At 64.0% G+C, this 14596-nt stretch carries 13 protein-coding genes; 11 read left to right on the top strand and 2 right to left on the bottom strand.

Going from position 1 to position 14596, the window contains the following annotated elements:
* Nucleotides 1-20: 20 nt before the first annotated feature.
* Nucleotides 21-956: a pca operon transcription factor PcaQ gene (gene pcaQ / locus WMW70_RS15150; RefSeq protein ID WP_341438295.1), complete on the bottom strand. Its 936-nt coding sequence runs from the start codon at nucleotides 954-956 to the stop codon at nucleotides 21-23.
* Between the two features lie 13 nt (nucleotides 957-969).
* Nucleotides 970-1839: a helix-turn-helix domain-containing protein gene (locus tag WMW70_RS15145; RefSeq protein ID WP_341438294.1), complete on the bottom strand. Its 870-nt coding sequence runs from the start codon at nucleotides 1837-1839 to the stop codon at nucleotides 970-972.
* Between the two features lie 117 nt (nucleotides 1840-1956).
* Between WMW70_RS15145 and pobA the strand changes: the two genes are divergently transcribed.
* From pobA to WMW70_RS15090, 11 genes are all read left to right on the top strand, one after another.
* Nucleotides 1957-3141, top strand: coding sequence for a 4-hydroxybenzoate 3-monooxygenase (pobA, locus tag WMW70_RS15140; RefSeq protein ID WP_341438293.1), 1185 nt, complete (start codon nucleotides 1957-1959; stop codon nucleotides 3139-3141).
* Between the two features lie 303 nt (nucleotides 3142-3444).
* Entirely contained in the window at nucleotides 3445-5619 is a 2175-nt protein-coding gene (katG, locus tag WMW70_RS15135) for a catalase/peroxidase HPI (protein ID WP_341438292.1), read from the top strand.
* A gap of 303 nt (nucleotides 5620-5922) precedes the next feature.
* On the top strand, nucleotides 5923-6786 hold the full coding sequence (locus tag WMW70_RS15130) for an MBL fold metallo-hydrolase (RefSeq protein ID WP_341438290.1): 864 nt from the start codon (nucleotides 5923-5925) through the stop codon (nucleotides 6784-6786).
* A gap of 9 nt (nucleotides 6787-6795) precedes the next feature.
* A complete protein-coding gene (locus WMW70_RS15125) occupies nucleotides 6796-8538 on the top strand; it encodes a bifunctional protein tyrosine phosphatase family protein/NAD(P)/FAD-dependent oxidoreductase (RefSeq protein WP_341438289.1) in 1743 nt (580 codons plus the stop codon).
* Nucleotides 8535-10316, top strand: coding sequence for a SulP family inorganic anion transporter (locus WMW70_RS15120; RefSeq protein WP_341438288.1), 1782 nt, complete (start codon nucleotides 8535-8537; stop codon nucleotides 10314-10316). The genes WMW70_RS15125 and WMW70_RS15120 overlap by 4 nt, the downstream gene beginning before the upstream one ends.
* 108 nt (nucleotides 10317-10424) lie before the next feature.
* On the top strand, nucleotides 10425-10805 hold the full coding sequence (locus WMW70_RS15115; protein ID WP_341438287.1) for a rhodanese-like domain-containing protein: 381 nt from the start codon (nucleotides 10425-10427) through the stop codon (nucleotides 10803-10805).
* Nucleotides 10806-11178: 373 nt separating this feature from the next.
* Nucleotides 11179-11397, top strand: coding sequence for a cytochrome oxidase putative small subunit CydP (cydP, locus tag WMW70_RS15110; RefSeq protein ID WP_341438286.1), 219 nt, complete (start codon nucleotides 11179-11181; stop codon nucleotides 11395-11397).
* Entirely contained in the window at nucleotides 11394-12968 is a 1575-nt protein-coding gene (locus WMW70_RS15105; RefSeq protein WP_341438285.1) for a cytochrome ubiquinol oxidase subunit I, read from the top strand. Before cydP ends, WMW70_RS15105 begins: the two co-directional genes overlap by 4 nt.
* A gap of 10 nt (nucleotides 12969-12978) precedes the next feature.
* Entirely contained in the window at nucleotides 12979-14118 is a 1140-nt protein-coding gene (gene cydB, locus WMW70_RS15100) for a cytochrome d ubiquinol oxidase subunit II (RefSeq protein ID WP_341438284.1), read from the top strand.
* 72 nt (nucleotides 14119-14190) lie between these two features.
* Nucleotides 14191-14307 carry a cytochrome bd-I oxidase subunit CydX gene (cydX, locus tag WMW70_RS15095; RefSeq protein WP_341438283.1) on the top strand — a complete coding sequence of 39 codons (117 nt, stop codon included), beginning with the start codon at nucleotides 14191-14193 and terminating at the stop codon, nucleotides 14305-14307.
* A complete protein-coding gene (locus tag WMW70_RS15090) occupies nucleotides 14297-14593 on the top strand; it encodes a cyd operon YbgE family protein (RefSeq protein ID WP_341438282.1) in 297 nt (98 codons plus the stop codon). The genes cydX and WMW70_RS15090 overlap by 11 nt, the downstream gene beginning before the upstream one ends.
* The last annotated feature ends 3 nt before the right edge of the window (nucleotides 14594-14596 follow it).

Genomic DNA, 14596 nt, shown 5'->3' with positions numbered 1-14596 from the left:
ATGGCAACGCAGGTAGTTTTTCAACAGCCTGCTAGTCCGTCTCGGTAGTCTGCTGCGGCCCCACGCAAGGCCTCGCAACACCACTGCGCCGCCAGCGACAGCGCCGCCGTGGGGTTGCTGCAGATGCCCACCGAGCCGCCCGGTTCGCGCAGGCCGATATCCAGTTCCTGCAGCTCGCCACGCGCCAGGTCCTGACGCACGGCATCCTGCGGGGCAATCCACACCGCATCGCTGGACTGCACGTAGCGCCGGCTGAGGGCCACCGAAAGGGTTTCCAGACGCTGTTGCGGCATGACGATGCCGCACTGCACATAGAGGCTGTCGGCATAGCGGCGGATGGTGGTACCGCCCAGCGGCAGCACCACCGGGTAATCACCCAACTGGCTGCGGTCACGCAGGTCGGCCTGCAGCAAGGGGTGAGCGGGACGCACCACCAGGATCATCGACTCGCTGTACAGGTGCTCGAAGGTCAGCCCCTCGATCTGCGGGCTGTCGGTCATACGCCCGACCACCAGGTCCAGCGCGCCGACACGCAGCTGGTCGAGCAGGTGGGCGCTGGGCCCGGTAACCACACTGACCACCAGGGCCACGTGCTGTTTATGCAGCCGCCGCACTACCTCGGGCAGCAACGAACTTTCCACCGTCGACAGCACGCCGAGGCGCACCACCCCGGCCTCGTGCTCGCCGCTGCGCAGGCTGCGCACCCCTTCACGCAGTGCCTGCACGCTGGGCCCGGCGTAGCGCAGAAAGGCCAGCCCGGCCGCGGTCGGCACGGCCCCCTGCTTGCTGCGGTCGAACAGGCTCGCGGCGAGGACCTCCTCCAGCTCCTTGAGGGTCTTCGACACCGCCGGCTGGCTGATCGCCAACACCTCGGCGGCGCGCGCGAGGCTGCCCTGGCGCGCCACTTCGAGAAAGCACAGCAGATGGCGAAACTTGATGCGGTTGTCGATATTCATACGGCTCTCTGCCTCAACGCTGCAGGCGGAAGGCTTTGGGCGACAGCCCGCTGCCGCGCTTGAAGAAACGGGAAAAATACGCCGGCTCGGAAAAGCCCAGACTGTCCGACACCTGATTAATGGTCATGGCGGTGTACACCAGGCTGCGCTTGGCTTCCAGCAGCAGGCGCTGGTTGATCAGCTGCAAGGCCGACTGCCCGGCCAGGCGTCGGCACAGGGCGTTGAGGTGCGCGGCGCTGATGCCCAGCTCGGAAGCGTACTGTTCGATGGGCCGATGCTCGCGAAAGTGGCTTTCCAGCAGGCGGGTAAAGCGCTGCAAGTGTTCGCGGCCACGGTCCTGGCCCTGGGTCTCGGCATGCGCCAGGGCCTGGGAACGGCGGCCGACCCATACCAGCAAGGCGCTGATCAGCGATTGCAGCATCAACTCGCGCCCCGGCTGCTGGGTGCTGTACTCCTCGGCGATGGAGTCGAACAGGGCATCCAGATAGCGCCGCTGCTCAGCCGCCGGGTAACAGGCCGCGCGCGCCAGCGGCGGGCTGTCGAGCACCGCGCCGAGCTGCTCCACCAGCGGCAAAGCCAGGCTCAGCACATGGCCCTGAACGTCCCGGGAAAAGCGAAAGCCGTGCACGCTAAGCGCCGGCACCACCTGCAGCGCTGGCTGTTGCACGTGGCTGACCACGCCCTCCACTTCCAGCTCGGCGCTGCCGCCCTGCACATATAGCAGCTGCACCAGGTCGCCATGCCGATGGGGTTTGATCTCCCAATCGTGCAGGCGACTGCGCTCGGGAATCGACTCGCAATGGAGCAGGTCCGGCGTCGGCCAGACTGCCGTTTCGCCATATAGCTTGAACACCGGCACCGCTGCGGCAGAGGCTTTATGCATCGCCAGCACCCTCGGAAAATCCATAAATATAATCGGATAGTGCCTTCAAAGCCCGATGCAATCCACCAAAAATACAGGAGAACCCACCAAGGCCTTGTGGCCCCGAGGACAATAACAATGAACACCCAAGTCGCCATTATCGGTGCAGGCCCCTCGGGCCTGCTGCTCGGCCAGCTGCTGCTCAAGGCCGGTATCGACAACATCATCATCGAACGCCAGAGCCCCGACTATGTGCTCAGTCGCATCCGCGCCGGCGTTCTGGAACAGGGCATGGTCGACCTGCTGCGCGAGGCAGGCGTCAGCGCACGCATGGACCGCGAAGGCCTGGTGCATGATGGCTTCGAACTGGCCTTCGACGGCCGCCGCGAACGCATCGACCTGCACGCACTCACCGGCGGCAAGACGGTGATGATCTACGGCCAGACCGAAGTCACCCGCGACCTGATGGAAGCGCGCAAGGCCAGCGGCGGCATCACCCTGTACAACGTCACCGACGCCCAGCTGCATGAGCTCAAGGGCGAACAGCCCCACATCACCTTCACCCATAACGGTGAAGCGGTACGCCTGGACTGCGATCATATCGCCGGCTGCGACGGCTTCCACGGCGTGTCGCGGCAGTCGATTCCGGCCGGCGTGCTCAAGGAATTCGAGCGGGTCTACCCGTTCGGCTGGCTCGGCGTGCTGGCCGATACCCCACCGGTCAACGAGGAACTGATCTACGCCAACCACGAGCGCGGCTTCGCCCTGTGCAGCATGCGTTCACCGACCCGCACCCGTTATTACGTGCAGGTGGGGAGCGAGGAGAAGGTCGAGGACTGGTCCGATGAGCGTTTCTGGGACGAGCTGAAAAGCCGCCTGCCGATGGAAGCCGCCGCGCGCCTGATCACCGGCCCGTCGATTGAGAAAAGCATCGCGCCGCTGCGTAGCTATGTGGTCGAACCGATGCAGTACGGCCATCTGTTTCTGCTTGGCGACGCCGCGCATATCGTCCCGCCCACCGGTGCCAAGGGCCTTAATCTGGCGGCCAGCGATGTCAGCACCCTGTATCGCATCCTGCTCAAGGTCTACCGCGAAGGCCGTCACGAGCTGCTGGAAAACTATTCGGCGGTGTGCCTCAAGCGCATCTGGAAGGCCGAGCGTTTCTCCTGGTGGATGACCTCGATGCTGCACAAATTCCCCGACACCGATGCCTTCAGCCGGCGCATGCAGCAGACCGAACTGGACTACTTCGTCGGCTCCGAGGCCGGGCGCAAGACCATTGCGGAAAACTACGTCGGCCTGCCCTACGAGGCAATAGAGTAACCAGCTTTCACGCCAGGGCCGTCGCCTTGCCTGGGCGACGGCCGCTGCGCCCCGGGTTCATCGGTAAGCCATAAACCCGCAGGGCCGTCCTGGCGACAACCATCCCCGGCCCTGAAAGCAATTGTGGCTAACAGACTCATAGAGAATGCCAATACCCCCGAGCGTATTTACCGCACCCTTAGCTGCTAACCTCGAGCCCACTTTCACCCGCGGCGGGCCTGACGATGACCCGCCGCCGCACATCTGCTCGGCCGTCCGCGCCCCGCCAACGGGCCGAGCATGTGTAGACCTGAGGAGCTTGAGATGGATTCGAACACCCGCAAAAGTGCCGGCCAGTGCCCGGTCATGCACGGCGGCAATACAGCCACCAGCAACACGAACATGGCCTGGTGGCCGAACGCACTGAACCTCGACATCCTGCATCAGCACGACAGCAAGACCAACCCGCTGGGGCAGGGCTTTGACTACCGCGAAGCGGTGAAGAGCCTCGATGTGGCCGCGCTGAAACGTGACCTCACCGCCCTGATGACCAACAGCCAGGACTGGTGGCCAGCCGACTGGGGCCATTACGGCGGCCTGATGATCCGCATGGCCTGGCACGCAGCTGGTTCCTACCGGGTGGCGGACGGTCGCGGCGGTGCCGGCACCGGCAACCAGCGCTTCGCCCCGCTGAACTCCTGGCCGGACAACGCCAACCTCGACAAGGCACGTCGCCTGCTCTGGCCGATCAAGAAAAAGTACGGCAACAAGATCAGCTGGGCCGACCTGATCGTCCTGGCCGGCAATGTGGCCTATGAATCCATGGGCCTGAAAACCTTCGGCTTTGCCTTTGGCCGCGCCGACATCTGGCACCCCGAGCAGGACATCTACTGGGGTTCGGAGAAGCAATGGCTCGCCCCCACCGGCAGCGAAGGCAGCCGCTACTCCGGCGAACGGGATCTGCACAACCCGCTGGCCGCCGTGATGATGGGGCTGATCTACGTCAACCCGGAAGGCGTCGACGGCACGCCCGACCCGCTGCGTACCGCACAGGACGTGCGCGTGACCTTCGCCCGCATGGCCATGAACGACGAGGAAACCGTTGCCCTGACGGCCGGCGGCCACACCGTCGGCAAGTGCCACGGCAACGGCAGCGCCGCCAACCTCGGGCCCGAGCCGGAAGCGGCGGGTATCGAAGAACAGGGCCTGGGCTGGAATAACCACAGCAGCCGTGGCATTGGCCGCGACAGCATGACCAGCGGCATCGAAGGTGCCTGGACGACCCACCCGACGCATTGGGACAACGGCTATTTCCAGCTGCTGCTCAACTACGACTGGGAGCTGAAGAAGAGCCCGGCGGGTGCCTGGCAGTGGGAGCCGATCAATATCCGCGAGGAAGACAAGCCGGTCGATGTCGAAGACCCGAGCATCCGCCACAACCCGATCATGACCGACGCCGACATGGCCATGAAGATGGACCCGGAGTACCGCAAGATCGCCGAGCGTTTCTACCAGGATCCGGCTCATTTCTCCGAGGTGTTCGCCCGCGCCTGGTTCAAGCTGACCCACCGCGACCTGGGCCCCAAGACCCGCTATATCGGTCCGGAAGTGCCGCAGGAAGAGCTGCTCTGGCAGGACCCGGTGCCGGCCGGGCGCAGCGACTACGATGTGGCCGCCGTAAAGGCCCAAATCGCCGCCAGTGGCCTGACCCTGAGCGAAATGGTCAGCACCGCCTGGGACAGCGCGCGCACCTTCCGCGGCTCCGACATGCGTGGCGGTGCCAACGGCGCGCGCATCCGTCTGGCCCCGCAGAAGGACTGGGAAGGCAACGAGCCAGCGCGTCTGGCCAGGGTGCTCGAGGTTCTCCAGGGGATCGCCGCACAAAGCGCTGTGAGCCTGGCCGACGTGATAGTGCTGGCCGGCAACCTGGCGATCGAACAGGCCGCCAAGGCCGCCGGCTTCGAGGTCAGCGTGCCCTTCAGTCCGGGGCGTGGCGACGCCAGCCAGGCGATGACCGACGTCGAATCCTTCGAGTTTATGGAGCCGGTGGCCGACGGCTATCGCAACTGGCTGAAAAAGGATTACGTGGTCAGCGCCGAAGAGCTGCTGCTTGATCGCACCCAGCTGCTCGGCCTGACGGCCCATGAAATGACCGTGCTGGTGGGCGGCATGCGCGTGCTCGGGACCAACCATGGCGGCAGCAGGCATGGAGTGTTTACCGACCGTGAAGGTCAGCTGACCACCGACTTCTTCGTCAACCTGACCGATATGAGCAACACCTGGAAGCCGACCGGCAGAAACCTCTACGAGATTCGTGATCGCCAGACCGGTGCGCTGAAATGGACGGCGACCCGCGCCGATCTGGTCTTCGGCTCCAACTCGATCCTGCGCGCCTACGCCGAGGTCTATGCCCAGGACGATAACCGCGAGAAGTTCGTCAACGACTTCGTGGCGGCCTGGACCAAGGTGATGAACGCCGACCGTTTCGACCTGCTGTAACCGCCACCGGCCCCGCAGCGCGCAATGCCTGCGGGGCCCGCGCAAGGCGCTCAGCACCTGCATGATGAGCGCCTCATTCGGCACCACAGGCTCCGCCTATCAGGCCGGCACCTGCGCAAGCACCCTAAGACCAATCTCGAACGCCCCCATAAAACCTTTATTTTCAATCAGTTGAAAAATCATATGGCTGCCTGACGCAACACCATCCATGTATATGCCTTTTTAATCTATGCATAGAACTGAAAAATAGTTACGCTCTTCCTTAAATAAATACCCCAAGGGGTATCCGAGAGGAGCGCCGTCATGCAACCCCAAGTCCAAGCATTCTTTGACCCTGCCACCTACACCTACAGCTATGTGGTCACCGACCCCGGCAGCAAGCGCTGCGCCATCATCGACTCGGTGCTGGACTACGACCCCGCCTCCGGGCGCACCTCGCACAACAGCGCCGATCGCCTGATCCAGTACGTCAAGGACAACCAACTGCAGGTGGACTGGCTGCTGGAAACCCATGTGCACGCCGACCACCTCTCGGCTGCGCCCTACCTCAAGCGCGAGCTGGGCGGGCAGCTGGCGATTGGCGAGAACATCACCGTCGTGCAGAACACCTTCGGCAAGCTGTTCAACGCCGGCACCGAGTTCGCCACCGACGGCCGCCAGTTCGACCATCTGTTCAAGGATGGCGACAGCTTCCAGGTCGGTGCTATCGAAGCCCGGGCCATTCACACCCCCGGCCATACCCCGGCGTGCATGACCTACCTGATCGGCGATGCCGGCTTTGTCGGCGACACCCTGTTTATGCCCGACTATGGCACCGCGCGCTGCGACTTCCCCGGCGGCGATGCCCACACGCTGTACCAGTCGATCCGCAGGCTGTTCGAGCTACCGGATGCAACGCGCCTGTTTATGTGCCATGACTACAAGGCACCGGGCCGCGATGACTTTCGCAACCAGACCACGGTGGCCGAGCAGCGCGCGCACAACGTGCACGTGCATGAGGGCATCGGCGAGGCGGACTTCGTCGCCATGCGCAGCGCCCGCGACGCCACCCTGGGGATGCCGAGCCTGATCCTGCCGTCGGTGCAGGTGAATATGCGCGGCGGGCAGCTGCCGCCCGCCGAGGACAACGGCACCCGCTACCTGAAAATCCCCCTGGACGTGCTCTGAGGTGACGCTATGGAATCGCTGAAACGCCTGACGCCCTTCCTCGCCGTGGCTGCGCAAATGCAACCAGCGGACATGGGTTCCCTGGCCGCCGCGGGTTTTCGCAGCGTGATCAACAACCGTCCGGATGGCGAGGGCGAAGGCCAACCCACTTCGGCTGAGCTGCAGGCGGCGGCGCAAGCCAGCGGTCTCGACTACCACTATTTGCCGGTGATCTCGGGCCAGATCGGCGAAAACGATGTGGCTGCGTTCGCCGAACTGCTCGCCCAGGTGCGCGGCCCGGTATTGGCGTTCTGCCGCACCGGAACCCGCTCCACCAGCCTCTGGGCGCTCAGCGAAGCCCATCATCTGGACCCGCTGACCCTGCTGCAAACCACACGGGATAACGGCTATGACCTGAGTGGCCTGGCCCAGCGCCTGGAGCAACGCTGGCAGAAGGCCCCGGCCTCGATTCCCCAGGCTGCTAGCACCCCCACCCAGCGCTACGACGTGCTGGTGGTGGGGGGCGGCGCGGCCGGTTGTGCAGTAACCGCCAGCCTGTTGCGCCGTGATCCGCACTTGCGCATCGCTGTGGTCGAACCGCGCGAACAGCACTACTACCAGCCGGGCTGGACCCTGGTGGGTGCCGGCATCTTCGACCGCGCCCGCACCGAACGGCCGATGGCGCAGTGCATACCCCGCGGCGCGCAGTGGATTCGCGCCGCCGTGGCCAGTTTCGAAGCCGAGCAACAGCGTGTGGTACTCGAAGACGGCACCCGGGTGGGTTATCGCGCCCTGATCGTCTGCCCCGGCTTGAGCCTGCACTGGGATGCGGTCGAAGGACTCAAGGAGACCCTGGGTAAACACGGCGTCACCTCCAACTACCAGTTCGAGCTGGCCCCCTATACCTGGCAGTTGGTGCAGAACCTGCGTCAGGGCCGCGCGCTGTTTACCCAGCCGCCGATGCCGATCAAATGCGCCGGCGCGCCGCAGAAGGCCATGTATCTGTCCTGCGACTGGTGGCGCAAAGAAGACGTGCTGAAGGATATCGACGTGGAGTTCTGCTCGTCCGGGGCGGTGCTGTTCGGCGTGCCGACCTTTGTGCCGCCGCTGATGAAATACGTCGAGCGCTACGGCGTTGGACTGGCCTTCAACACCACCCTGACTGCAGTGGACGGCCCGGCCCACAAGGCCTGGTTCAAGCAGATCGATGCTGCGGGTAACAGCCAGACCATCGAAAAATCCTTCGACTTCCTGCATGCCGTGCCCGCTCAGCGCGCGCCGGAGTTTATCCGCCAGAGCCCGCTGGCCAATGCCGACGGCTGGGTCGAAGCCGATCATGAAACCCTGCGTCACCCGCGCTTCGGCAATATCTTCAGCCTCGGCGATGTCTGTGCCGCGCCCAATGCCAAGACCGCCGCCGCGGTGCGTAAGCAGGCACCGGTAGTGGCGGAAAACGTTATCGCAGTGCTCGCCGGCAAGGGGCCGCGAGCGCTGTACGATGGCTACGGCTCCTGCCCGCTTACAGTGGAGCGAGGCAAGGTGGTGCTCGCTGAGTTCGGCTACGGTGGCAAGCTGCTGCCGACCTTCCCCCTCGACCCCGCCATACCGCGCCGCCTTGCCTGGGAGCTGAAGGTGAAAGCGATGCCCAGCATCTACTTCGACATGATGCTGCGTGGCCATGAGTGGCTGGCGGGGCCCAAGCGCCTGCCCCACGAACCGCTGCCGGTAGAAGCCCCGGCCGCCTGCGACTTCAGCAAGGAACCGGGTAAATGAAACTGAGCCGCTGGCTGCCCTGCCTGGACTGGGGACGACGCTACGACCGCGCAAGCGCCGCCCAGGATGGCCTGGCGGCGCTGATCGTGACGCTGATGCTGATACCTCAGAGCCTGGCCTACGCCATGCTTGCCGGCCTGCCGCCGGTCACCGGCCTGTATGCGAGCATATTGCCGCTGCTGGCCTATGCCCTGTTTGGCTCCAGCCGCACCCTGGCGGTCGGCCCGGTGGCGGTGGTGTCGCTGATGACCGCTGCGGCGCTGGCCCCGTTGTTCCCCGCAGGCAGCGCCGAATATATCGGTGCGGCGATGCTGCTGGCTCTGTTGTCGGGTCTGCTTCTCGCCCTGATGGCGCTACTGCGCCTGGGCTTTCTCGCCAACTTCCTCAGCCACCCGGTGGTTTCCGGCTTTATCAGCGCCTCGGGGATTTTGATCGCAGTCGGTCAGTTCAAGCACCTGCTCGGCGTATCGGCCTCGGGCGAAAGCCTGCGGCAGATCCTGCCGCAACTCTGGCAGGCGTTACCGGCTACCCATTGGCCGACCCTGCTGATCGGCCTGCTTAGCCTGGCCTGGCTGTGGTGGGCCCGCGCGCGCCTGAAAACCCTGCTGCAGCGCCTGGGGTTGTCCGCGCCCATGGCGGGCAACCTGGCCAAGGCCGGCCCGGTGCTGGCCATCGTGGTCGCCATCGTCGCGGTCTCGCTGCTGCAGCTGGATCAGGTTGGGGTCAAGGTGGTAGGGGCCATTCCCCAGGGTTTGCCGGGCCTGACCCTGCCCACCCTGGACCTGAGCCTGGCCCTGCAACTGCTGCCGGCGGCACTGCTGATCAGCCTGGTGGGCTTCGTCGAATCGGTCTCCGTGGGCCAGACGCTGGCCGCCAAACGGCGCCAGCGCATCGAGCCCGACAACGAACTGCTCGGCCTCGGCGCGGCCAACCTCAGCTCGGCATTCAGCGGCGGCTTCCCGGTCACCGGCGGCTTTGCCCGCTCGGTGGTCAACTATGACGCCGGCGCGCAGACCCCCATGGCCGGAGTATTCACCGCCGCCGGCATCGCGCTGAGCGTGATGCTGCTGACCCCACTGCTGCACAACCTGCCCCAGGCCGTGCTGGCCGCCACCATCATCGTCGCGGTGCTCAGCCTGGTCGATCTCGGTTCCCTGCGCCGCACCTGGCGCTACTCGCGCCAGGACGGCGCGGCGCAGCTGGCGACCATCCTCGGCGTGCTGCTGATCGGCGTGGAGGTCGGCATCCTGCTCGGCGTCGGCCTGTCACTGCTGCTGTTTCTCTGGCGCACCAGCCAGCCGCATATGGCCGTGGTCGGCCAGGTGCCGGGCAGCGAACACTTTCGCAATGTCGAGCGCTTCGCCGTGATCGAGTCGCCCAGCGTGCTGTCGCTGCGGGTCGACGAGAGCCTGTACTTCCCCAATGCGCGCTACCTGGAAGAGCGCATTGGCGAGCTGATCGCCAGCCGGCCGCAGGTCCGCCATCTGGTGCTGATGTGTTCGGGGGTCAATCTGATCGACGCCAGCGCCCTGGACTCGCTGGAGGCCATCGTCGAGCGCCTGCGCACCGCTGGGGTGCAGCTGCACCTGTCCGAGGTCAAGGGCCCGGTGATGGACCAACTGCGCCGCTCCAGCTTTCTCGACGAGTTCGGCGGTCAGGTGTTTATCAGCCAGTTCCAGGCCCTGCAAACCCTGGCCCCGCAAGCCGTCCAGCAACCCCTTGAGCACGGCCGTCAGCACGCCGATGCTCAGCCTCGCAGCGAGGGGAAAGTCTTGTGAAAGGCCATGCCCTGAACGCTGTTACGCCCGGGCACCGGTGCCCGGGCGCAGAGAATCTGCGCCCCGTAGGGCCGGGCCCCATACAACGCGTAATAGGTATATAGCCATATGAAAACTGCCCACGACCTGGTAACCGCCGCCAAAGCCCAGATCCACGAGGTCGATCTGCAAACCGCCGAAGCCGCGATTCGCGAGGCCGACGCGTTGATCGATGTGCGCGAAGCCGATGAATTTCACGCTGGGCATATTCCGGGGGCCATCAACATCCCCCGCGGCCTACTGGAGTTCAAGCTGAGCAACGAACCCGAACTGGCCGCGCGCGACCTCAAGCTGGTGCTCTATTGCAAGAACAGCGGCCGCTCGGCGCTGGCCGCCTGCTCGCTGCAAGAGATGGGTTACCTGCAGGTGCAGTCGATCGAGGGCGGTTTCGAGGCCTGGAGCGCAGCCGGCAAAGCCGTCGCCAACCCACAGCTGCCGGCGTTTGATTAAGGCTATTGCCCCAATTAGCTGGTGCAAGCAGCTTTCGTAAGGTGGGTTAGCGGCATATGGGGATTACCAAACATCACCTCACCCGGCACGCGGCGTAACCCACCATAGGCGCACGCGTTCCATTGACAGGCGGGTCAAGCGCGCGCCACTTCCGCGGGTGGATTTTCGGACGGTGTTGGCGTCACTACGAGTCAGGGCCCCCTGGACATCATCTTGCGCTTCACAGCGCTTCAACAGGTGACGGGTACATATCCTTTTTCAAGGTATTCGTCACTCCACTGACCTGCATCAATAGCACCACCAACATACCCCACGGGGTATGAAGTAGTATTGCTCTGCCTGCCAGAGCCCGAGTAGAACCTGGAGTACCAGCATGACCAATCACGCCCCCAAGTCTCCCTGGCGCATTGCGCTGGTGCGCGAGATCGGCGTCATTCTGCTGATCAAGCTGGTCATCCTTTTCAGCATCAAAGCCATCTGGTTCACCGAGCCCACAGTGCCGGAAAACGGCACCGAGCGGCTTGCTAGCCACCTGTTCGGCCCCCTTGTCCCGCCTCCCTCACCACTACCCACTGAGGAGAAACCGAGATGATCTCGGAATCCGTCGTTGACCTTTCACGCCTGCAATTTGCCATAACTGCGATGTACCACTTCCTGTTCGTGCCCTTGACCCTGGGGCTGGCATTTCTGCTGGCGATCATGGAGTCGGTCTATGTCATGACCGGCAAGCAGGTCTACAAGGACATGGTCAAATTCTGGGGCAAGTTGTTCGGCATCAACTTCGCCCTGGGCGTTACCACCGGCCTGACCATGGAGTTCCAGTTCGGCACCAACTGGGCCTATTACAGCCATTACGTCGGCGATATCTTCGGCGCACCGCTGGCCATCGAAGGCTTGATGGCGTTCTTTCTGGAATCGACCTTTATCGGCCTGTTCTTCTTTGGCTGGGATCGCCTGACCCGGGTGCAGCATCTGGCCGTGACCTGGCTGGTCGCCATCGGCTCGAATATGTCGGCGTTGTGGATCCTGATCGCCAACGGCTGGATGCAGAACCCGGTGGGTGCGGAGTTCAACTTCGAAACCATGCGCATGGAGCTGACCGATTTCGGTGCCCTGCTGTTCAACCCGGTGGCCCAGGTCAAGTTTGTCCATACCGTTTCCGCCGGCTACGTGACCGGGGCGATCTTCGTGCTGGCCATCTCCAGCTACTACCTGCTGAAGAAACGCGACCTGCCCTTCGCCCGTCGCTCCTTCGCCATCGCCGCCGTGTTCGGCCTGGCCTCGACCCTTTCGGTGATCATCCTCGGCGATGAATCCGGCTATGAAATCGGCGACGTGCAGAAGACCAAGCTGGCCGCCATCGAGGCCGAATGGGAAACCGAAGAAGCTCCCGCCGCCTTTACCCTGTTCGGCTTGCCCAACCAGGAAGCCCAGCGTACCGACTACGCGGTGAAGATCCCCTATGCCATGGGCATCATCGCCACGCGCTCGCTGGACCAGGAAGTCACCGGCATCAAGGACCTGATCAAGCAACATGAGCTACGCATCCGCAACGGCATGATCGCCTATGGTCTGCTGGAAAAACTGCGCGCCGGCGACAAGAGCGAGGCCAACATTGCCGCGTTCAATGCGGTCAAACAGGACCTCGGCTACGGCCTGCTGCTGAAGAAATACACCCCGGCGGTGGTCGATGCCAGCGAGGAACAGATCAGGCTGGCCTCGCTGGATACCATCCCCCACGTTGCCACCATGTTCTGGACCTTCCGCGCCATGGTCGCCTCCGGCTTCCTGATGCTGCTGCTGTTCGCCCTGGCCGCCTGGGCCTCGGTAAAACGCAATGCCGAGAACAAACCCTGGCTGCTGAAATTCGCCCTGCTCAGCCTGCCGTTGCCGTGGATTGCCGCGCAGACCGGCTGGATCGTCGCAGAGCATGGCCGCCAGCCCTGGTCGATCGCCGAAGTCCTGCCCGTACACCTGTCAGCCTCGTCGATATCGGCTGCCGATGTCTGGGGTTCACTGGCCGCACTGATCACCTTCTACAGCCTGCTGCTGGTGGTCGAGATGTACCTGATGATCAAGTTTGCCCGCCTTGGCCCGTCCAGCCTGCATACCGGTCGTTATCACTTCGAGCGTGGTACCAGCGCTCAAGCCGTCAGCGCTTAGGGAGAACAGCATGTTTGATTACGAAACACTGAAACTGACCTGGTGGGTGCTGATTGGCGTGTTGCTGATCGGCTTCGCCCTGACCGATGGTTTCGACATGGGTGCCATGGCGCTTATGCCCTTCGTCGGTAAAACCGACAACGAACGCCGCGTGGCGATCAACACCATCGCGCCGCACTGGGATGGCAACCAAGTGTGGTTTATCACCGCCGGCGGTGCCCTGTTCGCCGCCTGGCCAATCGTCTACGCCGTGGCCTTTTCCGGGCTTTACTGGGCGATGCTGGCCGTGCTGTTCGCACTGTTCTGCCGCCCGGTGGGCTTCGATTACCGGAGCAAGCTGGAGAACCAGAAGTGGCGCACGACCTGGGACTGGGCGCTGTTCGTCGGCGGCGCGGCCCCTGCCCTGCTGTTCGGCGTGGCCTTCGGCAACCTGTTCCTCGGCCTGCCATTCCGCCTCGATGAATTGATGCGCTCCAGCTACGAAGGCTCGTTCTTCGGCTTGCTGCACCCCTTCGCCCTGCTGGCGGGCGTGGTAAGCCTGAGCATGCTCTCCACCCATGGCGGTGCCTGGCTGATGATGCGCACCGACGCCGACCTCCACGCCCGCTCGCGCAGTGCCACGCGGCTCTGCGCCATCGCTTATCTGGCCGCCTTCGCCGGTGCCGGTGTCTGGCTGAGTCTGGGCATGGCGGGCATGACGCTAACCGGTGGCGTCGACTTCGGTGGCGCGATCAACCCGCTGGCCAAACAGGTGGCAGCGACCAACACCGGCTGGCTCGGCAACTACAGCCAGTATCCATTGACCATGCTCGCGCCCGTACTGGGCTTGCTCGGTGGGTTGCTCGCCCTGCTCGGCGCTCAGCTCAATCGCGGGGCGGTGGCGTTTATCGGCAGCAGCCTGATGATCGCCGGCACGATCTGTACCGCGGGTTTCGCGCTGTTCCCCTTCGTTTTCCCATCAAGCATCGATCCGACCTCGAGCCTGACCGTATGGGATGCCGTATCGAGCCAGAAGACCCTGGGCATCATGTTCGTGGTGGCCTGCATTTTCGTCCCGCTGATTCTGGCTTACACCCTGTGGTGCTACACCCGGATGTGGGGACGCCTGACCGATCAAAGCATCGAAGCCAACCCCCACGGGCTGTACTAATCGCTGCGCTTCGGCCTGCACAGCGCGCAGCCGAAGCGCACAACCCCCGCCTCGGCGGGCAAGGAGAACGCAATGTGGTATTTCACCTGGATTCTGGGCGTGCTGCTGGCATGTAGCTTCGGCATCATCAACGCCCTGTGGCTGGAAACGACACAGAACCTCGACGAAGAGGTGGCGGGTGACAACTGAGCCGCGCCCCTGGCTACAGCGCGGCTACTGCCGCGCCGTATCGCTGCTGCTGGCGACGCCGCTGACGCTGATATTCCTGATCCACCCCGCAGCCATGCTGACCGCGGATGGCCACTACAACCATCGACTGATCATGCTGAGCATGCTGGGCATCTCCAGCGGCTTTATCCACGGCGTGGGCTTCGACCCGATCAGCAGACTGTGGAAGACCCTCTTCCATCCCGTTGCGGGATGGCTGCTGATGGGGCTGGGTTACGCCATCTTGTGGCAAGCCCAGAGCGCTTAGCAA

It is taken from the genome of Pseudomonas sp. XK-1, from assembly GCF_038069885.1.
In the GTDB taxonomy this organism is placed as follows: Bacteria; Pseudomonadota; Gammaproteobacteria; order Pseudomonadales; family Pseudomonadaceae; genus Aquipseudomonas.
The sequence above is the reverse complement of the archived record's forward strand: the minus strand, read 5'-3'. Positions and strand labels throughout refer to the sequence as shown.